Genomic DNA, 19418 nt, shown 5'->3' with positions numbered 1-19418 from the left:
AGGGAACGGGTGACGGATGTCGCGGCCGGCCGATAGCGTCGGACCATGGCGTCCCCGCGGATCACCCTCACCGTGCCCGGCCCCGACGGCGACCGCGAGGTGGGCATCTCCAATCCCGACCGCGTGATCTGGCCCGAGGCCGGCATCACGAAGCGCGAGCTCGCCGAATACCTCATCGCGGTGCGCGAGCCGTTCCTCGCCGCCAACGGCGACCGGCCCGTGTCGCTCGAGCGGTTCCCCGACGGCGTCGAAGGGGAGCGGTTCTACTCCAAGAACCCCCCGAAGGGGGCGCCGGCCTTCGTCGAAGCCCAGACCGTGACGTACAACAGCGGGCGCCGGCACCCGCAGATCATCCTCACCGAGATCGCCGCGGCGGTGTGGGCCGCGCAGATGAACACGATCGTGTTCCATCCGTGGGCGTCGCTGACAGCGAACACCGACAACCCGGTGGAGCTCCGGATCGACCTCGACCCGCAGCCGGGGACGGATTTCGCGGATGCCGCAGCCGTCGCCCCCGCGATGCGCGACGTGCTGGCCGAGGCGGGGCTGACCGCGTTCCTCAAGACCAGCGGCAACCGGGGGATCCACGTGTTCTGCCCGATCGAGCCGGAGTGGGAGTTCCTCGACGTGCGGCATGCCGTCATCGCGGCGGGGCGGGAGCTCGAGCGGCGCCTGCCCGACAAGGTGACGATGAACTGGTGGAAGGAGGAGCGCGGCGAGCGGATCTTCATCGACTTCAATCAGGCCAACCGCGACCGGACGATGGCCGGCGCATACAGTCCTCGGGCCCTCCCGGCCGCGACCGTGTCGACGCCCCTCACGTGGGACGAGCTCGAGGCAGGCGTCGACCCGCTGGCCTTCACGGTACGGACCGTGCCGGAGCGTCTCGCTCGCGTCGGCGACCCGTGGGCGGGGCTTCTCGATAAGCCCGGCCGCATCGACACGCTCCTGGAGTGGTGGCAGCGTGACCTCGACGACGGTCTCGGCGAGCTGCCCTTCCCGCCGGACTTCCCGAAGATGCCCGGAGAGCCGCCCCGCGTGCAGCCCAGCCGCAAGAACGAGGCGAACTGGCCCAAGGACGATGCCTGAGCCCACGCGACCGCTCGACCGGCTCGCCGCGCGGCTGCTCGAGACGCGCTGGCTCATGCGGCTGCCGATCCCGCTGTACCGCGTCGGCCTCGGGTGGCTCTTCGGCGAGCGTCTCGTCATGATCGAGCACCTCGGGCGGGTGTCGCACGAACCGCGCTACGTGGTGGTCGAGGTCGTCGAGCGCGGCCGCAACGTGGTGCGCGTGGCCTCGGGATTCGGCACACGTGCCCAGTGGTACCGCAACCTCCGGGCGAACGGCGTCGCCTACCTCAGCACGGGTCGCGCGCGGCGGGTGCCGGCGAGGGTGCGCCTGCTCGACGCGGAGGAGTCGGCCCGACGCCTGCGTGACTACGCCGCCGCACACCCCGAGGCGTATCAGCACCTGAGCGCCGCCATGGACTACGCCGCCGGTGGCGAGGCGCACATCCCGCTCGTCGAGTTCACTCCGCCCATCGAGGGTGCCTAGTCCGTCCCCCGCGCCGCGGAGGAGATGACGGATGCCGCTGGCCGCGGCATCCGTCATCTCAATGACCGGCGGGCAGATCGGCGAGGAGCGCGACCGCGAGTCCGACCGCCGTCGAGGAGGCCAGGCCGCGGGTCGGATAGTCGTCGTCGGCCGCGACCTCGGACGCGATGACCGCGACGGCGTCTTTCGCCGGATGGACCACCAGCGCGGTGCCGCCCTCGCCCTGGGCGAAGAACACGCCGTGCTCGCGGTCGATCCACCATTGGTAGCCGTAGCCGGTCTCGCCGTACGCGCGCGTGATGACGAGGGGCGAGGTCGCCTCGACCGCCCACGTCGGCGATACGACCTGCTCGCCGTCCCAGGCGCCCTCGTCGAGGAAGAGCTGACCGAGCCGCACCAGATCGGTCGGGCGCAGGCGCAGGTGCGAGTATCCGAGGTTGACGCCCTGCGGGTCGGCCAGCCACGCCACCCCGGCCGCGTCGAAGGCGGCGAGGACCGCGCCGGGGTCGTCGGCGGGGCTGAGGCGCTCCTCCCACAGCGGCGCGCACGGGATGCCGAGCGGGTCGAACAGCACCTCCTGCGCGAAGCGCAGCGGCGACGTGCCGGTCGCCTCGGCCAGCACGGCGGCGAGCAGATGCGCGCCCGCCTCGGACGACAGGAAGCTGCCGTCGGCGGGTCCGCGGGCGGCACGATCCACGAGCACGGCGCCGATCCAGTCCGGAGCGCTGCGCAATCGTCGCTCCCCGATGGACTGGGCGAACCCTGCCGTGTTTGTCAGGACGGATTTGAGATCGACGGCGCCGACCGCGCGGGGGAGCTGTGCGACACGTGTCGGCAGCAGCTCGCGGAGGGTCGCGTCGACTCCGGGGATGAGGCCTCGGTCGATGGCGATGCCCACCAGCGTCGAGGTCACCGCCCGCGCCACGCCCCGTACGTCCCACGCGTCGTCGGGGGTCGACTCCCAGTACTGGGTGAACACGGGCTCGCCGTGCTGCTGCACGATGATCGCGCGGATCGACTCCTCGCCCCATACCGCATCGAAGACGGTGTCGATCTCATCGCGCAGCACCTGGGCGTTGGGCGGCGCCGGGGTCTCGTCGCGCGGAACCGGCGACGAGGGCGTGCACGCCGTGCCGAGGAGGAGGCACGCGAAAAGGGCGCAGGCGAGCCTCGTCCGAGTGCCCGCGCGTCGGGATGCGGGGTCGTGGGAGAGGCGAGGCATGGGCGCCTCCGGGTGTGTCTCTGGCGGCACGGTACACCCGCGTGCCACCGCCGACCAGAGGTCAGCGCGACGGCCCGTCAACCGCGAGACGTCCACGGAGCGTCGATCCGGTTGTCGAGCAACCGAGCGCCGACGAGGGACGAAACGCGCCGGGCCCGGGTTCGACAGCCGGCGCGCCGGGCGCGCCGATCCAGGAGCTTGCTCCGGTCGTTGAGCGACCGAGCGTCAGCGCGGGAGACGAAACGCGCGCAACCGGGCAACGAGGTCGACAGTCGGCGCCCGGCGAGCGGGTCGATTGCACGACGGTTGCACGCGGCGGTGACGGCCGCGCCGCCGAGAAGCCCTTCCGTAGCTTCGCTGGGTAGCCGGATCGCCCGGCCCCAGAGCATCGGAGCACCCATGTCGACTCACGGCACCGCCGTTCCCCTTCCCCGCCTCACCGGCCCGCGATCGCCGTTCGCCCTCGGGCTGGCCGCCGCCGTCCTCGCCGGCGCGTTCGCGCTGAGCGCCTGCGCGCCGGCAGCGCAGCCCGCCGGCGAGCCCGCGACGGCGGCCGAACCGTCCGCGGACGCGGGAGAGGGAGGCGCCGCGGGCACGCAGCCCGCCGGTGAGGAGGAATCGGTCCTGGTCGCCGAGTCCGAAGCCGTCCTCGCCTGGCAGGACCGGTGGTATGACAACTTCTGCAGCAGCGCCGTGGTCGCGATGGGCGACGAGAACTGCATCGGCATCGCGATGGAGGGCGTCGCGCTCGCGCAGGAAGCGCCGGCGCGCATCGACGCCGACGTGCCGGCGGGGGATCTCGGCGAGCAGCTGCGCACAGCGGCGACCGAGGCGGCGTCCGCCGGTGACGCGTTCGTCGCGGCGAGCTGCGAGACGATGTCGAGCGAATGCGTCGCCGAGGCGGACGATCTCACCGACGCGATGAGGATGTACGGCGACGTCGTCGCCGAGGTGGTCGCGGCGAGCTGACCCGCCGTACCCGGGAGCGGGCCGCGATCTGTGCGATCGCGGCCCGCTCTTCGTCGTGCCGCGCCGGCGCCGGCCCCCGGGCGAGGTGCGCAGCGCCGGGCACCCGGGCGCCGGGCCCGGGCACTCGGGCACCGGGCCCGGGCGCCCTGCCCGCGACGCCGGGCCCGTGCGAGCCGCAGCGCCGCGCGGACGAAGCGCCGGGCCCGGGCGAGCCGCAGCGCGCGCCGCGCGGCCGAAGCGCCGGGACGCGGCATCCGTCCCTCTCGATTGCACGCCGGTTGCACGCCGCCATCGACCCCTCGGCGGGCGGTTGCACGTCAATAGCTTGCTCAACCATGAACACGACCACACACCGCTCACGCCGCGGACGCCTGGCTCTCGCCGGCGCCGCCCTCACGGCCACGTCGGCACTCGCGCTGACCGGCTGCATGTCCTTCACCGTCGACGCCGGGGAGGTCACCGGCCCCGCCTCCGGAGGGGGTGTCGGCTTCGACGACATCCAGTCCGCCACGATCCAGATCGAGGCCGTCGGCACCTTCGTCTCGCCCGAGATGGGCGGCTACGAGGCGGCCGGCCGCGGCTCGGGCTTCCTCATCAGCGACGACGGCCTCGCCGTCACCAACAACCACGTCGTCGTCGGCGCGGGCACCCTCAAGGTGTGGCGCGGCGGCGACACGTCCGAGACGCTCAACGCCAAGGTGCTGGGCTCGTCGGAGTGCCTCGACCTCGCGGTCATCCAGCTGCAGGAGGACGACTACCCGTACTTCGACTGGCACAAGGGCGACATCACGACGGCGACCGACGTGTACGCGGCCGGCTTCCCGCTGGGCGACCCGGAGTTCACCATGACCCGCGGCATCGTCTCGAAGGCCGACACGTCGGTCGACACCCCGTGGGCATCGCTCGACCACGTCATCGAGCACGACGCGCGCATCCGCGGCGGCAACTCGGGCGGACCGCTCGTCGACGCCGAGGGCAAGCTCATCGGCGTCAACTACGCCGGCAACGACCTGCACGACCAGAACCTCGCCATCCACCGCGACGAGGTGCAGCAGGTGCTCGACCAGCTCGCCGAGGGCGAGAGCGTGCTGAGCCTCGGCATCAACGGCACGGGCCTCATGACAGAGGAGGGCGAGGGCCTGGGCATCTGGGTCAACTCGGTCGCCTCGGGGTCGGCGGCCGACACCGCGGGCGTGGAGCCGGGCGACCTCATCACCAAGATGGAGGGCGTGAGCGTCGGCACCGACGGCACCATGGCCGACTACTGCGACGTGCTCCGCACGCACGGACAGGACGCCACGCTCGGCGTCGAGCTGTACCGCCCGGCCGACGGCATCTACTACACCGGCCAGTTCAACGGCGAGCCCGTCGAGGGCGTCTCGGTCGCGAGCGAAGCGGGCGCGAGCTCGGGCGGCTCGGGCGGCTCGGGCGGCTCGGGCGGCTCGGGGGGCAACGCCGGCGCCGCGGCGGACTTCGTGTCGGTCGTCGACGACACCGGCAGCGTGACCGTGGACGTGCCCGAAGCGTGGTCGAGCCTCGACACCAGCGTCTACACCGACCCGCGCGGCGGCGAGTGGGCCCGCATCGACGCCTCGACCGACATCGACGCGTTCGCCAGCGGATGGTCGGTGCCCGGGGTGTCGGTGATGGCGGCGCCCGCGGCGACCGCGACCATCCAGCCCGAGGAGTGGCTGCAGATGACGGCCGACTACCTGACGCAGTCCGGCTGCACCACCGAGGCGATCGACGAGTACAGCGACGACCTGCACGCGGGCGTCTTCCAGTACTGGACCGGCTGCGGCGAGACGGGTGCGTCCTACCTCATGCTGGCGGCGTACTCCAACGACGGCGAGTACCTGATCGTGCTGTCGGTCACCGCGCTCAGCGACGACGACATCACCGCGATCGACCGTGCGCTGGGGAGCTTCCAGGCGGCGTTCTGACACCGCGTTCGACAGGAAGCGGATGCCGCGGCACCAGGGTGTGCCGCGGCATCCGCTCTCCGTCGTCGCCGGGATTGCACGCGCGTTGCACGCCGCCGGCGGCCCGCATGCACGGGCGCCGCTGCGTACCTTGACCTCATGGGAACTTCTGACTTCGCGACCGTCCTGGTGGAGACGGTCACTCCGGCCGAGCGCGACCGGCGGCGGCTGCTGCGCGTGCTCGACGTCGTGGGCCACGCCGCCGGCGTCGGCCCCGCCCGCGTGCGCGACGTGCCCCGCTGGCCCGAGCTCGGCTGCCGCGAACGGCACCTCGACGCCGCCTTCGCGATGGAGGGCCCCGCGACGCCCCGCGTGACCGCGGGGCTGCTGGCACGGATCCTCGACCACCCGCAGCTGTCGGTGCTGTCGATCGACCGCATCGGGGCCGACGTGCGCCTGCGCTGCGCGCACGCGGCGACCACCGGGCGCTGGATCGTCGACCTGACGGCCCGCGTCGCGTCGTGATGGCGCCCGAGCACAGGATTGCACCAGGATTGCACCGTGGCCCGCGCCCGGCGGCGTGGGCCGCAGCGCGCCTAGCCTGCTGACAGACACGAGCCGGAGGAGACCGACGCGCATGGGGATCGACATCGAACTGCTCGGGGCGTTCGGACTGCACATCGACGGCGCGACCGTGCCGGTGCGCGGCGACCTGCCGCGCGCGCTGCTGGCACGACTGGCGGCCACGCCGCGCGAGCTGGTGCCGTCCGAGACGCTCATCGCGGACGTCTGGACCGACCCGCCCGAGAACGTCGTCTCGACGCTGCGCGCGCACCTCTCCCGCCTGCGGGCAGCGGGCCTCGGCGCCGCGATCGTCGGGGCGCGCGGCGGCTACCTCATCGACGTGCCGCGGGAGCGCGTCGACCTGACGCGGTTCCGCGACGAGCTCACGCGCGCCGCCGAGGTCACCGCCGCCGAGGCGCACCTCGCCCGGCTCGTGGAACTGGCGGGCCTCGCCGCGCAGGAGCCGCTCGCCGACCTGGACGGGTACCCCTTCGTCGCCCGCCTGCGCGCCGAGCATCTCGAGGACCGTCGGCTGCTCGACGAAGACCTGGCCGAGGCGGCGATCGAGCTCGGCGACGACAGCCTCGCGACGGCTGTGCTGTCGGGCACCGTCGAGCGCCACCCGCTGCACGAACGCCCCGCACGCCTGCTCGCGCTGGCGCTCGCGCGCTCGGCCCGCTTCACCGACGCGCTCGCCGTGCTCGACGCCTTCCGCGAGCGGCTGAGCGAGCAGGGGCTCGACGCCTCGGCGCGGGTGGACGCGCTGCGCGCCTCGATCGTGCGCCTGGACCCGGCGGTGGTCGCGCCGATCGGCGCGGGCGGCACCGTCAGCCGCGTCGGCATCGCCATTCCGCTGACCCGGTTCATCGGTCGCGAGAACGACCTGCGCGCGCTGCGCGAAGCGCGGCGCGAGCACCGGCTCGTCACGATCGTGGGCCCCGCGGGCGTCGGCAAGACGAGGATCGCCGTCGAGCTCGCCCGCGAGGCGACGACCGCGCTCGACGACGACCAGTACATGGTCGACCTGGCCGACATCCGCAACCCCGACGACGTCGTCGCGACGATCGCGAGCGTCGTGCGGGCACGCGAGCTGTCGATCGACGGCATCGTGCGCCGGCTCGGCCGCGGGCGCGTGCTGCTCGTGCTCGACAACGCCGACCACGTCATCGGGGCGCTCGCCGCGGCCGTCGACGCACTGCTCGGGCAGACCGGCCAGCTGCGGATCGTCGTGACCAGCCGTGAGTCGCTGCGCCTGGCCGAAGAGCACGTCGTCGTGCTGCGCCCGCTCGTCGACGACGACGCCGAGGACGCGTGGCGCCTGTTCAGCGAGCGCGCGGCAGACGCGCGCGGCGGCCGTGCGTTCCACGACGAGGAGCTCACCGAGGCGCGCGAGCTGTGCGCGCAGCTCGCCGGCATCCCGCTCGCCCTCGAGCTCGCCGCAGCGCGGCTGGACGTGCTCGACGTGGAGCAGGTGCGCGAGGGCATCGGCGGCCGTGACACCGGAACAGGGCGCCACGACAGCGTCCGCGCCGCGATCGGCTGGACCTTCGACGAGCTCGGCGAGGCCCAGCGGGCGCTGCTGACCGACGTGGCCCGCTTCGCCGGAACCTTCACCGTCGGGGCGGCGGCCGGTACCAGCGGCATCGAGAGCGGCCGCGCGTCCGAGCTGCTGATGCAGCTCGTGGGGCGGTCGCTCGTCGCGGTCGACCGCAGCGGTACGGGACGACGGCGGTTCCGCGTGCTCGAGTCGACGCGCGAGTTCCTGGCCGACCGCGACGATCCCGCCCGCGCCGCGGCGTGGCGCCTGCGGCACCGCTGGTGGTTCGCCGACCTCGCCAGCCGGCTGGGCCCCACCCTCCGCACCTTCGAGGCCCGCGACACCATGGCCGTGCTCGACGGCTTCCGCGCCGACCTCAACGTCGCGTACGAGGGCGCCATCGAGGCCGGCGACCGCGAAGCGGCGGTGCGGCTCGCGGGCTGGCAGGCGCACTACTGGTTCCTGCGGGGGCTGCTGCGCGAAGGCCGCGCGCGCCTCGAGCGGGCGCTGGCGCTGCCGGGCGAGCCGACCGACAGCGACGGCCTCGCCTACACCGAGCTCGCGAATCTCGCCTACCAGACCGGCGACGCGATGGCCGGCTTCGTCGCGATCGCGCAGGCGCGTGCCGAGGGCGAGCGCCGGTCGGATGCCTCCGTGACCGCCGTCGCGCTGTCGCGCGAGGCGTTCGGCCGCTCGATGTTCGGCGAGGCCGACCTCGGCGAGCAGCTCATGGCGCAGGCGCTGGACCTGCTGCCCGACGCGCAGGCGTGGGCGCGCGCCGAGGTGTACATGTCGCTCGGGCAGCTGCGCCGCGCGCAAGGGCGGCCCGACGACGCCCTGGCGGCCCTGACGGAATCGCATCGCATCGCGTCGTCGGTCGGCTACACCTGGATGATCACGTCGTCGCAGTACATCATGGCGAAGGCGCTCGTCGATGCCCGTCGTGCGCGCGAGGCGATCGCCGTCGCGCGCAGCGCGATCGCAGGCGCCCGCGCGAACGAGGATGCCGCCGGCGCCCTCGCCGTCGTGCACGTCGCCGCCGGCGCGTGCGCGTTCGTCGAGCGGCACGAGGTGGGTGCCCGCCTCATGGGCGCCGTCGACGAGCTCGGCAAGCGCTACGACTACGACATCGCCGCCGCCGAGGGCGACGACGCGCGTCGGCTGCGCGAGGCGGTCGGCCAGGGCCTGACTCCGGGCGAGTTCGAGCACGAGTACCGCAACGGCCGCCGACTCGGCTGGGACGAGGTGTCGGCGCTCATCGACCGTCTGCCGCAGACCGCGCCGCAGCCCGTCGAGGCGACCGCGTGACAGCGATGCGGGTGGCGCTGTTCGGCGCCTTCGAGGTGTCGGGCGAGGGTGCCCCCGAAGCCGTGCGCGGCGCGATCCCGCAGGCGATCCTCGCGCGCCTCGCGCTCGAGCCCGGGCGCGTGTTCACTGCCGACGAGCTCGTGGACGCGCTGTGGGCCGAGCCCACCGCCGCCGTCGTCAGCAGTCTGCGGGCGCACATCTCGCGCCTGCGCTCGCGCGGCTGGGGCGACGTTCTCATGGGCGGCCGGGCCGGGTACCGGCTCGACCTGCCCCACGACGCGGTCGACGTCGTGCGCTACCGTGCGCTCGTCGCGGGCGAGGGCGGCCCGTCGCGAGCGGACGAGCTCGACGACGCCGAACGGCTGTGGCGCGGGGCGCCCCTGAGCGGGTTCGGCGAGTTCCCGTTCGCGCCGCCGGCGGCCGACGAACTGTCGGCACTCCGGCGAACGGCCCTCCTCGAGCTCGCGACGCTGCGCCTGGAGGCGGGGGATGCCGCAGCCGCCGCTGCTGTCATCGCGCCGCTGTCGCACCACCTCGACGACGAGGAGGTCGGTGCCCTCTACGCCCGCGCCCTCGACCGGAGCGGGCGCACGGCCGATGCGCTCGCCACGATCGACCAGCGGGCCTCCGCGCTGCGCGACGCGGGCGCGGGACGCTCGGCGGCGCTCGACGCGCTGCGCCTGGCGATCGCGCGCCAGGACGAGGCCGAGCCCGACGTGCTGGACCGGCCCGTCGACCGCGCCGGCATCCCGGTGCCCCTCACACGCTTCGTCGGGCGCGAGACCGAGCTCGAGACCATCCGGCGCGGTCGCGCCGAGTCGCGCCTGGTGACACTGACGGGCCCGGCCGGCGTGGGCAAGACGCGCCTGGCCATCGAGGTCGCACGCCGGGCGCGGGCCGATGAGGACGAGCGGCAGCGGCTCATCGACCTGGCGGTCGTCTCGTCGCCCGACCGCGTCGTGGGCGCCGTCGCCGACGCCGTCGGCGCGTCGGCCCACGGCATCGACGCGATCGCCGACGCGGTGGGCGGGCGCCGGACGCTGATGATCCTCGACAACGCCGAGCATGTGCTCGGGTCGACGGCGTCGCTGTGCGCACGGCTGCTCGAGCGCTGCGCCGGCCTCAGCGTGCTCGTGACCAGCCGCGAGTCGATGCGCATGCCGGGAGAGCGCGTCATCGCCGTCGACCCGCTCATCGGGCCCGGCGCCGGTGACGCCGTCGCCCTGTTCCTGCAGCGCGCGGGGGAGTCCAGCGGCATCCGCGAATGGAGCGAGGCCGAGCTCGGCGCGGCCGAGCGCCTGTGCGTCCAGCTGGACGGCCTGCCGCTCGCGATCGAGCTGGCCGCGTCGCGGCTCGACGTGCTGAGCCTCGAGGAGCTCGCCTCCTCGCTCGCGGCATCGCCGCACGACGACGGGGCGCCGGACGGAGGGGCGCCGGACGGTAGGCGGGGGCCCGGCGCACGCGGCGGCCGTCACGACTCCATCGACGAGGCGATCGCGTGGAGCGTGCGCACGACGTCGGCCTCCGAGCGCGCGCTCCTCGCGCAGCTGTCGGAGTTCTCCGGTTCGTTCACTCTCGAGGCGGTGGCGGGGGTGTGCGACGCCGGCGACGCCGATCCGCGGGAGGTCGCCGCCGCGCTGGCGCGCAAGTCCCTGGTCGCGGCGGTCGCGCCGACGCCGGGAGAACGCCGGTTCCGCGTGCTCGACACCGTCAAGCGGCACATGAGGGCGCGGCATCCGCTCGACGACCCCGAGGCGTGGCGCCGGCGGCACGCCGCGTGGATGACCGACGACGCGGAGCGCCGGGCGCCGCTGCTGCGCACGCCCGAGAACCGCCGCGCACGCGCCGCGCTGACCGCCAATCGCGCGGACCTCGACGACGCCTGCCTGCGTCTCATCGCGTGGGGCGACCGGGCGACCGCGGTGCGCCTGGTGGCCGCTCTCGCCTGGCACTGGTACGAGCGCGGCAGCGGGCAGGAGGCCATCGCGACCATCGAGCGGGTGCTCGCCCTCCCCGGAGCGCCGGCGCCGGACGCCGAGGCCACGGCGTTGTACGCCGCGTCGTTCATGCAGTCGGTGTCGGGCGATGTGCTGGCTGCCCTTCGCACGATGGAGCGCTTCTCGACCATCGCCGAAGAGGCCGACGACCCGTCGCTGCCGATGATCGCCTGCACGATGCAGGCGACGGTGGCCGCTCACGGCGAGGCGCTCGAGCTCGCCGAGGCGCAGCTCGCCGCCGCGCAGCGGCACCGCGAGCGCCTCGGCGACGACCGGGTGTGGGCCGTCGTCGACCACCTGTACATCCGGGGCGACGCGCTGCGGGTGATGGGCCGGCCCGCCCAGGCGCTCGACTCGCTCGAGCAGGCCTATCGGCTCGCCACCGAGCTCGGGCACACGTGGGCGCTCGCGTCGACCTGCTACATCACCGGAAAGGTGCTGACGCAGGTGGGCCGGCCACGGGATGCGATGGGGATGCTGCGCACCGGCGCGCTGCGGTCGGCCGAGCGAGAGGACGGCACGAGCACGGTCGCCGCCGTCAGCGCCTACGCGATCGCCCTCGTCGAGGTCGGGGAGCACCGCCGCGCCGCGGAGCTGTTCGGCGCCGTCGACACGCTCGGCCCTCGCTACGGGTTCCACCCGGTCGCATCGGACGGCTCGTACGCCGCACCGTACCGGGACCGCGCCGCCGACGAGCTCGGCCCGAAGGAATGGGATGCCGCCCTCCTCCGCGGCCGTGACCGCGACCTGCGATGGGCCGTCGCCCAGCTGGCCTAGGGTCGCCGCGTCGGCGCCCCGCGACGCGGCGGGCTCAGACCAGCACGTCGGCCAGATCGTAGGCGGCGACGACCTCGAGCTGCTCGTACGTGCACGAGCGGGGGTCGCGGTCGGGGCGCCAGCGCTCGAACTGCACCGTGTGCCGGAAGCGCCAGCCCTCGAGCTGGTCGTAGCGCACCTCGAGTACGCGCTCGGGCCGCAGCTTCACGAACGACGAGTCGGCGCGACCCGACTGGAACCGCGACGGTTCGCCCGCGCCCCGCAGCGCCTCGCCCTCGGCGTCGCGCTGCACCAGCGGTGCGAGCTCGTCGATCAGCTCGAGGCGGCGGGCGTTGCTCCAGGCCGCGACGCCGCCGACCGGGTACAGCGTGCCGTCTTCGCCGTACAGCCCGACGAGCAGCGAGCCGACGCCCTGGCCCGACTTGTGGATGCGGTAGCCCAGCGCCACGACGTCGGCGGTGCGCGCGTGCTTGATCTTGAACATCGTGCGCTTGCCCGGTGCGTACGGCTGATCGAGCGGCTTGGCCACGACGCCGTCGAGCCCGGCGCCCTCGAACTCGGCGAGCCAGCGCCGGCCGAGCTCGGGGTCGTCGGTCGTGCGCGTCACGTGCACCGGGTCGGGAACGTCGCGCAGCAGCTCGACGAGCGCTGCGCGGCGCGTCGCGAACGGCTCGTGCTGCAGGTCGCGGTCGCCGACGGCGAGCAGGTCGAAGGCGATGAACATGGCCGGGGTCTGCTCGGCGAGCATGTTGACGCGCGATGCGGCGGGGTGGATGCGCTGCGACAGCGATTCCCAGTCGAGCCGCCGCCGCCCGTCGCGCTCGACCGGCACCACGATCTCGCCGTCGAGCAGGCACGGCTCGGGGATCAGCCGCGCGAACGCCTCGACGAGCTCGGGAAAGTAGCGGGTCAGCGGCTTGGCGCCGCGCGAGCCGATCTCGACGTTCTCGCCGTCCCACGAGATGAGCGCCCGGAAGCCGTCCCACTTCGGCTCGAAGGTCAGGCCGCCCGGCACCTTCGCCGGATCGGGCACGTCGGGCACGGACTTCGCGAGCATCGGCGCGGGGATCTCGTACGGCATGCGGTCCATCCTGCCGGTCCTCGCCGACACCCGACAGTCCCGCCCGCCCGTGCGATCACCGGCGTCGCCGGGTGGCGGCATCCGCTCCCCGCTCGTCTCAGTGGGCGACTGCGCGCTTCGGGCGGGCCCACCGCGCGGGCCGGTCGGCGCCGTCCCACACCTGGATCGCGCCCCACGCGGCGGCGGCGATCGGCACCGCGAGCACCGCGCCGACGATGCCGCCCAGCACGGTGCCGATGGTCAGCGCGACCAGGATCACGAAGGCGTGCAGCTTCATCGAGCGTCCCATGAGCACGGGCTGGAGGAAGTTGCCCTCGAGCTGGTTCACCAGCACGACCACGCCGACGACGAACAGCGCATTGACCCAGCCGTTGGCGACCAGCGCCACCAGCGCCGCGATGATGCCGGCGACCGTGGCGCCCACGATCGGGATGAAGGCCAGCAGGAACACGAGCACCGAGAGCGGGATGGCCAGCGGCACGCCGAGGATCAGCAGGCCGATGAGGATGCCGACGGCGTCGACGAGCGCGACGGTCGCCGTGCCGCGCACGTACGAGCCGAGCACGCCGACCGTCTTGTCGCCGATGCGGCGCGCCCGCAGGTAGCTCTCGCCGCGGAAGGGGCGCAGCACGAACTCCCACATCTGCGGGCCGTCCTTGAGGAAGAAGAAGAGGATCGTCACCATCAGCACGAAGCCCGTCACGAAGTTCGCGATCGCGCTCACGCCCGCGAGCGCGCCGGACCCGAACTGCGCGCTGGTGACGAAATCGAGGATGCCGTCGACCCAGCCGTCGAGCTGCTCCTGCGTGGGCGCGAACGGCAGCGTCTGCACCCACGCGATCACGGTCTGGATGCCGTCCACCGCCTGGTCGTAGAGCTCGTCCCACTGATTGCGGACGGCCCAGACAATCAGCCAGCCGACGCCGCTGAGCAGCAGCACGATGGCCAGCAGCGTCAGCACGGTCGCGAGCACGGCGGGCACCCCGCGACGCCGCATCCATCCCATGACCGGCGCGAAGGCGCACGCGAGGATGAGCGCGATCGTCAGGGGGATGGTGACGAGCGTGAGGAACTGCAGGCCGAAGATGATGGCGGCGACCACGATGCCGACCACGATGATCTGGACCGAGCGGATGCCGAGCTTGCCGAACCCGTCGGCCCAGAGGCTCCACGGGGGACGAGTCGCCCTCGGATCGACGTCGTGCGACTCGAGGACGACGCGCTGCGGGTCATTCCGGAACAGTCCCATGGCTCGAGGCTAGGGGCTCCACCGCGCTCGCGAAGGGACTTGCCAGGCCCCGCGATCGCGTGCAACGGCCGTGCAAGCGGGGATGGTCAGGCGAAGGCGCTCATGCCGGTGATGTCGCGGCCGATGAGGAGCGCCTGGATGCTCTCGGTGCCCTCGTAGGTGTGGATCGCCTCGATGTCGGCCATGTGCTGCATGACGCCGTACTCGAGGAGAATGCCGTTGCCGCCGAGCAGGTCGCGCGCGACCGACGCGATGCGGCGCGCGGCGCGCGTGTTGTGGTACTTCGCGAGCGAGGCCTGCGTGGGGCGGAGCTCGCCGCGCTCCTCGAGGTCGGCCATCCAGCGGCAGTAGAGCTGCATGGCGGTGAGCTCCTCGAGCATCTGCGCGAGACGCTCCTGCACCATCTGGAACCGCGCGAGCGGCTTGCCGAACTGCACCCGCTGCTGCGCGTACGCCAGCGCCGCCTCGTAGCAGGCGGTGGCGTGACCGAGCGCCGACCACGCGACGCCGGAGCGGGTCGAGTACAGGACGGTCGAGGCATCCTTGAAGGTCTTCGTTCCCGGAAGCACCGCGTCGGCGGGCACCCGCACCCCGTCGAGCGCGATGTGCGCCTGGTGGATGCCGCGGAGCGACGCCTTCCCGGCGATCACGGTGCCGGTGTAGCCGGGGGTGTCCTGCTCGACGAGGAAGCAGCGCACGGCGCCGTGGTGCTCGTCTTCGGGAGCATCGATGCGCGCCCACACGAACGTGATGCCGCCCGACGCGCCGTTGCCGATCCACTTCTTGGCGCCGTCGATGACCCAGTCGCCGGCGTCGGCGTCCCAGCGGGCGACGGTCTCGAGAGACACCGAGTCCGAGCCGTGGTCGGGTTCGGTGAGGGCGAAGGATGCCGCGACCTCGCCGCGTGCGACCGGCACCAGCCAGCGGGCCTGCTGCTCGTCGCTGCCGAACAGCGCCAGGGTGCGCAGGGCCAGGCCGCCCTGGACCGCGAGCACCGTGCCCAGGGAGCCGTCACCGCGCGAGATCTCCATGTTGACGAGCCCGGCCGCCAGCGGCGAGAAGCGGGTGAGGCCGGGGTGGACGATGCCATCGTTGAAGAGGTCGAGCTCGCCCGCGCGCATCGCGATGTCGAGCGGGTACGCGCCGGTGTCCCACGCGTCGAGCATGCGCGTGCCCACCTCGTCGATGTACGCCTGCGCGCGCTCCCACGCCTCGCGATCGGCCTCCGGGATGTCGGCGAACACGGCGTAGTAGTCGGTGCCGCGGCGGGAGGTCACGTCGTAGCCCGCGACGCTCTGGCCGGGACGGGGCTGGAAGTCGGTCACGATCGGACTCCTGGTGCGGGTGAAGCGGTGGTGGCGGGTGTGGGACTCAATGCCACGCACCATAGTACTCAGTCCCATTCGCGTTTCGTCTCGGTGACTGCGCTCCCTCGCTCAACGACCGGGGTGTCCCCCGGTCGCCGCGTGCATCGGCCCCGGTCGTTGAGGGAGAGAGCGAGACGAAATGACTGCGCCGTGTCGCTGCACGCCCCCGCGGTGAACCCCGGTCCCCGGTCGTTGAGCGAGCGGAGCGAGACGAAACGCCTGCGGTCATCTGCTACGGTGGGCAAAACCGACCAGCCGGTATGTCGCAAGGAGGCGCCATGACCCACGACCCCGCCCGCCGCTTCGAGGGCACCGTGTCGCTCGTCACCGGCTCGAGTCGGGGCATCGGCTTCGCGATCGCGCGGCGCCTCGTCGACGAGGGCGCCTCGGTCGTGCTCACGGGCCGCAAGCAGGACTCCCTCGACGCGGCCGTGGCCGAGCTCGGCGACGCCGCGACCGCCGTCGCCGGCCGCGCCGACGACCCCGGCCACCGCGCGGCGGTCTTCGCGCACATCGCCGAGCGTCATGGCCGGCTCGACCACCTCGTCAACAACACCGGCATCAACCCGGTGTACGGGCCGATCGTCGACATCGAGGCCGAGGCGGCGCGCAAGATCCTCGAAGTCAACGTCGTCGCGACGCTCGACTGGACGCGCGCGGCGCTCGGCGCGGGCCTCTCGCGCTCGGTCGTCAACATCGCCTCGGTCGCCGGTCTCGGCGCGAGCCCCGGCATCGCGTTCTACGGCATCTCCAAGGCCGCGCTCATCAACCTCACCGCGCAGCTCGCGTTCGAGCTGGCGCCGGCGATCCGAGTCAATGCCGTCGCGCCCGCTGTCGTGAAGACCGCGTTCGCGCGCGCTCTCTACGAGGGGCATGAGGCCGAGGCATCCGCCGCGTATCCGCTCGGGCGTCTCGGCGAGGTGGCCGACGTGGCGGGCCCAGTGGCCTTTCTGCTCTCGGACGACGCCGCGTGGATCACGGGCCAGACGCTGCCGATCGACGGCGGCTCCGGCATCCGTCCCCTGACATGACGCGAGTCGCGAGCGGTTCGGGTGAAGGATGAAGGCATGAAGGATTCCCACGTCGCCGACGACGTCACCCGCGCCGCCGTCGAGCTGTTCGCCCGCCAGGGGTACGCCAACACGAGCGTGCAGCAGATCGTCGAGGCCGCCGGCGTCACCAAAGGCGCGATGTACCACTACTTCGAGTCGAAGGACGATCTGCTCTTCGGCATCTACGAGCGGCTGCTCAACCTGCAGAAGGCGCATCTCGACGAGATCATCGCGCGCGGCGGCACGACCGACGAGGTGCTGCGAGCGGTGTGCGTCGACGTGCTCGAGACCTCGATCGACTCGATGGAGGAGGGGGCGGTGTTCTTCCGCAGCCTCAACATGCTCTCGGCTCCGCGCCAGCAGGAGGTCACCCGCCGCCGCCGGGCGTACCACGACGAGTTCGCCGAGCTCGTCTCGCGGGGGCAGGCCGAGGGGATCTACCGCACCGACATCCCCGTCGCGATGCTCGTCGCGCACTTCTTCAGCGACGTGCACTACCTGTCGCACTGGTACTCGCCCGAGGGGCCCGAAGACAAGACGCTCGTCGCCGAGCAGCTGACCGACCTGTTCCTGACCAGCTTGAGGAGAACGGATGCCGCACCCTGACGCGACCGTCGACGCCGACGTCGCCATGACCGATGCCGCCCTGCCCCTGCCCGAGTCGATGCGCGCGTGGCGGGTGACGACGCTCGGCGAGCCCGCCGAGGCGCTGTCGCTCGACGTGGTGCCGGTGCCGGTGCCCGGCCCGGGCGAGGTGCTCGTCCGGGTGCGAGCCGTCGCGGCGAACTTCCCCGATGTGCTGCTGTGCCGCGGTCAGTACCAGGTCAAGCCCGAGCTGCCGTTCTCTCCGGGCATCGAGCTCGTCGGTGTCGTCGCGGCACTGGGGCCGGGTGCCTCGGGCATCGCGGTGGGCGAGCGCGTGGTCGGGTCGAAGATCGGAGTGCTGGCCGAGTACGCGGTGCTTCCGGCATCCGATGTGTGGGCCGCCCCGGGGTCGCTGACCGATGCCCAGGCCGCGGGCCTCACGGTCGCGTACCAGACGGCGTGGTTCGGACTCCACCGGCGGGCCGCTCTGCAGCCGGGGGAGTGGCTGCTCGTGCACGCCGCCGCCGGTGGGGTCGGCCTCGCAGCCGTGCAGCTCGGCATCGCCGCCGGCGCCCGCGTGATCGGCGTCGTCGGCTCGGACGCGAAGGCGGCCGTGGCGCGCGAGGCCGGTGCCGACGTGGTGCTGGTGCGGGGCGTCGACGACCTCGTGGCCGGGGTGAAGGCCGCAACGAGCGGTCACGGCGCGGACGTCGTGTTCGACCCGGTCGGCGGTGCGGCGTTCGAGGCCTCGACGAAGTGCATCGCGTTCGAGGGGCGGATCGTCGTGGTCGGCTTCGCCGGGGGCGCGATCCAGGCGCTGCCCGCCGGGCACGTGCTGGTGAAGAACTACTCCGTGCTGGGGCTGCACTGGGGTCTCTACCCGGGGGCTCGGCCCGATCTCATCGACGTCGCGCGTACCGAGCTCACCCGTCTGGCCGACGAGGGGGCGGTGAGGCCGGTCGTCGACCACGCGGTGCCCTTCGAGCGCGCGCCCGAGGCGCTGGAGGCGCTGGCGTCCGGCTCGACCGTGGGTCGCGTCGTCATCGAGGTGGCCTCGTGAGGGCTGCCCGTCGACGGCTCTCGCCGAGGCGACACGATCGACGCGCGCAGCGCGTGTGCGCTCGGCGAGAGCATGCGCTCTCGACGGGCTCGAGGGTGGTGAGCGCGTGAGCGGGTTCGACCTGGGCGGACGTGTGTGCCTCGTCACGGGCGGCGCGCGCGGCATCGGCGAGGCGTACGTGCGGGCGCTCCACGCCGCGGGCGCGCGCGTGGTGATCGCCGACATCCTCGACGCCGACGGCGCGGCGCTCGCCGCAGGCCTCGGCGAGGGCGCGCGATTCGTGCACCTCGACGTCACGGACGAGGGGCGATGGGATGCCGCGGTCCAGACATCCGTCGACGCCTTCGGCTCGCTCGACGTGCTCGTGAACAACGCGGGCATCGCGAATGCCGCACCCATCGAGCACCTCACCACCGAGAAGTGGAACGCCGTGATCGCCGTGAACCTCACAGGCGTCTTCTTCGGCTGCCGAGCGGTCGTGCCCGTGATGAAGGCGCAGCGGAGCGGGTCGATCATCAACATCTCGTCGGTCGAGGGCATGCGCGGCAGCCCGGGCCTGCACGGCTACACGGCAGCGAAGTTCGGCGTGCGCGGACTCTCGCAGTCGCTCGCGGTGGAGCTCGGGCCGTCCGGGATCCGGGTGAACTCGGTGCACCCGGGCTTCATCCGCACTCAGATGACGACCCGCATCGACCCCGCGCACCTCGACATCCCGCTCGGCCGCCCCGGCGAGCCCTCGGACCTCGCGGGCACGATCGTCTTCCTCGCCTCCGACGCCTCGGCGTTCACGAGCGGCGCCGAGTTCGTCGTCGACGGCGGCATGATCGCCGGCATTCCCCACAAGTAGCCCGGGCGGCCTCGCGCCGCGGTGGCTCGTCGTACGGCTCCCTCCGCGACCCGGGGGCCGCGGCTTGGTTCGGCGCTCTGGGCAGGGCTCCGTCTCACCACAACGTCGGAGATCTGCGCGAGCTCGGCGGAAGGCACCACGCGGGCTCCGACGTAGTGGAGATCTCCGATCTCGTGGCGCGCGCGCGTGCGTCGCCGCAACGTCGGAGATCTGCGCGAGCTCGGCGGAATGCACCACGCGGGCTCCGACGTGGTGGAGATCTCCGACCTGGTGGCGCGCACGTGTGCGTCGCCGCAACGTCGGAGATTTGCGCGAGCTCGGTGGGA

The 19418-nt window shown here is 73.1% G+C and carries 15 protein-coding genes; 11 read left to right on the top strand and 4 right to left on the bottom strand.

Annotation, left to right across the window (positions count from 1 at the left end):
* The first annotated feature begins 45 nt into the window (after window positions 1-45).
* Window positions 46-1089 carry a non-homologous end-joining DNA ligase gene (gene ligD, locus R8Z57_RS16900; RefSeq protein ID WP_318354953.1) on the top strand — a complete coding sequence of 348 codons (1044 nt, stop codon included), beginning with the start codon at window positions 46-48 and terminating at the stop codon, window positions 1087-1089.
* Window positions 1082-1555: a nitroreductase family deazaflavin-dependent oxidoreductase gene (locus R8Z57_RS16895; protein WP_318354952.1), complete on the top strand. Its 474-nt coding sequence runs from the start codon at window positions 1082-1084 to the stop codon at window positions 1553-1555. Before ligD ends, R8Z57_RS16895 begins: the two co-directional genes overlap by 8 nt.
* 58 nt (window positions 1556-1613) lie before the next feature.
* Here R8Z57_RS16895 and R8Z57_RS16890 read toward each other — a convergent pair whose 3' ends face one another.
* Window positions 1614-2777, bottom strand: a complete 1164-nt coding sequence (locus R8Z57_RS16890; RefSeq protein WP_318354951.1) for a serine hydrolase — start codon at window positions 2775-2777, stop codon at window positions 1614-1616.
* A gap of 399 nt (window positions 2778-3176) precedes the next feature.
* Here R8Z57_RS16890 and R8Z57_RS16885 point away from each other — a divergent pair, with 399 nt between their 5' ends.
* The 5 genes from R8Z57_RS16885 to R8Z57_RS16865 all read left to right on the top strand — a co-directional run bounded on the left by R8Z57_RS16885 (window position 3177) and on the right by R8Z57_RS16865 (window position 11851).
* Window positions 3177-3746 (top strand): hypothetical protein, encoded by a 570-nt coding sequence (locus R8Z57_RS16885; protein ID WP_318354950.1) that lies wholly within the window; start codon window positions 3177-3179, stop codon window positions 3744-3746.
* A 335-nt stretch (window positions 3747-4081) separates the two neighbouring features.
* Window positions 4082-5689 (top strand): S1C family serine protease, encoded by a 1608-nt coding sequence (locus R8Z57_RS16880; RefSeq protein WP_318354949.1) that lies wholly within the window; start codon window positions 4082-4084, stop codon window positions 5687-5689.
* Window positions 5690-5827: 138 nt separating this feature from the next.
* Window positions 5828-6193 carry a hypothetical protein gene (locus R8Z57_RS16875; RefSeq protein WP_318354948.1) on the top strand — a complete coding sequence of 122 codons (366 nt, stop codon included), beginning with the start codon at window positions 5828-5830 and terminating at the stop codon, window positions 6191-6193.
* A gap of 112 nt (window positions 6194-6305) precedes the next feature.
* Window positions 6306-9077: a BTAD domain-containing putative transcriptional regulator gene (locus R8Z57_RS16870; RefSeq protein WP_318354947.1), complete on the top strand. Its 2772-nt coding sequence runs from the start codon at window positions 6306-6308 to the stop codon at window positions 9075-9077.
* A gap of 5 nt (window positions 9078-9082) precedes the next feature.
* Window positions 9083-11851, top strand: a complete 2769-nt coding sequence (locus tag R8Z57_RS16865) for a BTAD domain-containing putative transcriptional regulator (protein ID WP_318355008.1) — start codon at window positions 9083-9085, stop codon at window positions 11849-11851.
* A gap of 34 nt (window positions 11852-11885) precedes the next feature.
* Here R8Z57_RS16865 and R8Z57_RS16860 read toward each other — a convergent pair whose 3' ends face one another.
* The 3 genes from R8Z57_RS16860 to R8Z57_RS16850 form a co-directional block, all read right to left on the bottom strand.
* A complete protein-coding gene (locus tag R8Z57_RS16860) occupies window positions 11886-12932 on the bottom strand; it encodes an ATP-dependent DNA ligase (RefSeq protein WP_318354946.1) in 1047 nt (348 codons plus the stop codon).
* A 97-nt stretch (window positions 12933-13029) separates the two neighbouring features.
* Window positions 13030-14181, bottom strand: a complete 1152-nt coding sequence (locus R8Z57_RS16855) for an AI-2E family transporter (RefSeq protein ID WP_318354945.1) — start codon at window positions 14179-14181, stop codon at window positions 13030-13032.
* Window positions 14182-14267: 86 nt separating this feature from the next.
* Window positions 14268-15506, bottom strand: coding sequence for an acyl-CoA dehydrogenase family protein (locus tag R8Z57_RS16850; RefSeq protein WP_318354944.1), 1239 nt, complete (start codon window positions 15504-15506; stop codon window positions 14268-14270).
* A 320-nt stretch (window positions 15507-15826) separates the two neighbouring features.
* Here R8Z57_RS16850 and R8Z57_RS16845 point away from each other — a divergent pair, with 320 nt between their 5' ends.
* The 4 genes from R8Z57_RS16845 (at window position 15827) to R8Z57_RS16830 (ending at window position 19092) form a co-directional block, all read left to right on the top strand.
* Window positions 15827-16579 (top strand): SDR family oxidoreductase, encoded by a 753-nt coding sequence (locus tag R8Z57_RS16845; RefSeq protein ID WP_318354943.1) that lies wholly within the window; start codon window positions 15827-15829, stop codon window positions 16577-16579.
* A 36-nt stretch (window positions 16580-16615) separates the two neighbouring features.
* Window positions 16616-17206 (top strand): TetR/AcrR family transcriptional regulator, encoded by a 591-nt coding sequence (locus R8Z57_RS16840; RefSeq protein ID WP_318354942.1) that lies wholly within the window; start codon window positions 16616-16618, stop codon window positions 17204-17206.
* On the top strand, window positions 17193-18245 hold the full coding sequence (locus tag R8Z57_RS16835) for an NADPH:quinone oxidoreductase family protein (RefSeq protein WP_318354941.1): 1053 nt from the start codon (window positions 17193-17195) through the stop codon (window positions 18243-18245). The genes R8Z57_RS16840 and R8Z57_RS16835 overlap by 14 nt, the downstream gene beginning before the upstream one ends.
* A gap of 106 nt (window positions 18246-18351) precedes the next feature.
* A complete protein-coding gene (locus R8Z57_RS16830) occupies window positions 18352-19092 on the top strand; it encodes a glucose 1-dehydrogenase (RefSeq protein ID WP_318354940.1) in 741 nt (246 codons plus the stop codon).
* Window positions 19093-19418: the final 326 nt, after the last annotated feature.

This window comes from Microbacterium sp. M3 (assembly GCF_033548675.1).
GTDB classification, from domain to species: Bacteria; Actinomycetota; Actinomycetes; order Actinomycetales; family Microbacteriaceae; genus Microbacterium; species Microbacterium arthrosphaerae.
Note: the sequence above shows the minus strand (reverse complement) of the source record. Positions and strands in the feature narration are given on the sequence as shown.

Coding starts and splice junctions, on each gene's coding strand:
- R8Z57_RS16835 (WP_318354941.1), top strand. CDS start 17,193: ATGCCGCACCCTGACGCGACCGTCGACGCCGACGTCGCCATGACCGAT.
- R8Z57_RS16860 (WP_318354946.1), bottom strand. CDS start 12,932: ATGCCGTACGAGATCCCCGCGCCGATGCTCGCGAAGTCCGTGCCCGAC.
- R8Z57_RS16885 (WP_318354950.1), top strand. CDS start 3,177: ATGTCGACTCACGGCACCGCCGTTCCCCTTCCCCGCCTCACCGGCCCG.
- R8Z57_RS16880 (WP_318354949.1), top strand. CDS start 4,082: ATGAACACGACCACACACCGCTCACGCCGCGGACGCCTGGCTCTCGCC.
- R8Z57_RS16895 (WP_318354952.1), top strand. CDS start 1,082: ATGCCTGAGCCCACGCGACCGCTCGACCGGCTCGCCGCGCGGCTGCTC.
- R8Z57_RS16890 (WP_318354951.1), bottom strand. CDS start 2,777: ATGCCTCGCCTCTCCCACGACCCCGCATCCCGACGCGCGGGCACTCGG.
- R8Z57_RS16840 (WP_318354942.1), top strand. CDS start 16,616: ATGAAGGATTCCCACGTCGCCGACGACGTCACCCGCGCCGCCGTCGAG.
- ligD (WP_318354953.1), top strand. CDS start 46: ATGGCGTCCCCGCGGATCACCCTCACCGTGCCCGGCCCCGACGGCGAC.
- R8Z57_RS16845 (WP_318354943.1), top strand. CDS start 15,827: ATGACCCACGACCCCGCCCGCCGCTTCGAGGGCACCGTGTCGCTCGTC.
- R8Z57_RS16870 (WP_318354947.1), top strand. CDS start 6,306: ATGGGGATCGACATCGAACTGCTCGGGGCGTTCGGACTGCACATCGAC.
- R8Z57_RS16875 (WP_318354948.1), top strand. CDS start 5,828: ATGGGAACTTCTGACTTCGCGACCGTCCTGGTGGAGACGGTCACTCCG.
- R8Z57_RS16855 (WP_318354945.1), bottom strand. CDS start 14,181: ATGGGACTGTTCCGGAATGACCCGCAGCGCGTCGTCCTCGAGTCGCAC.
- R8Z57_RS16865 (WP_318355008.1), top strand. CDS start 9,083: ATGCGGGTGGCGCTGTTCGGCGCCTTCGAGGTGTCGGGCGAGGGTGCC.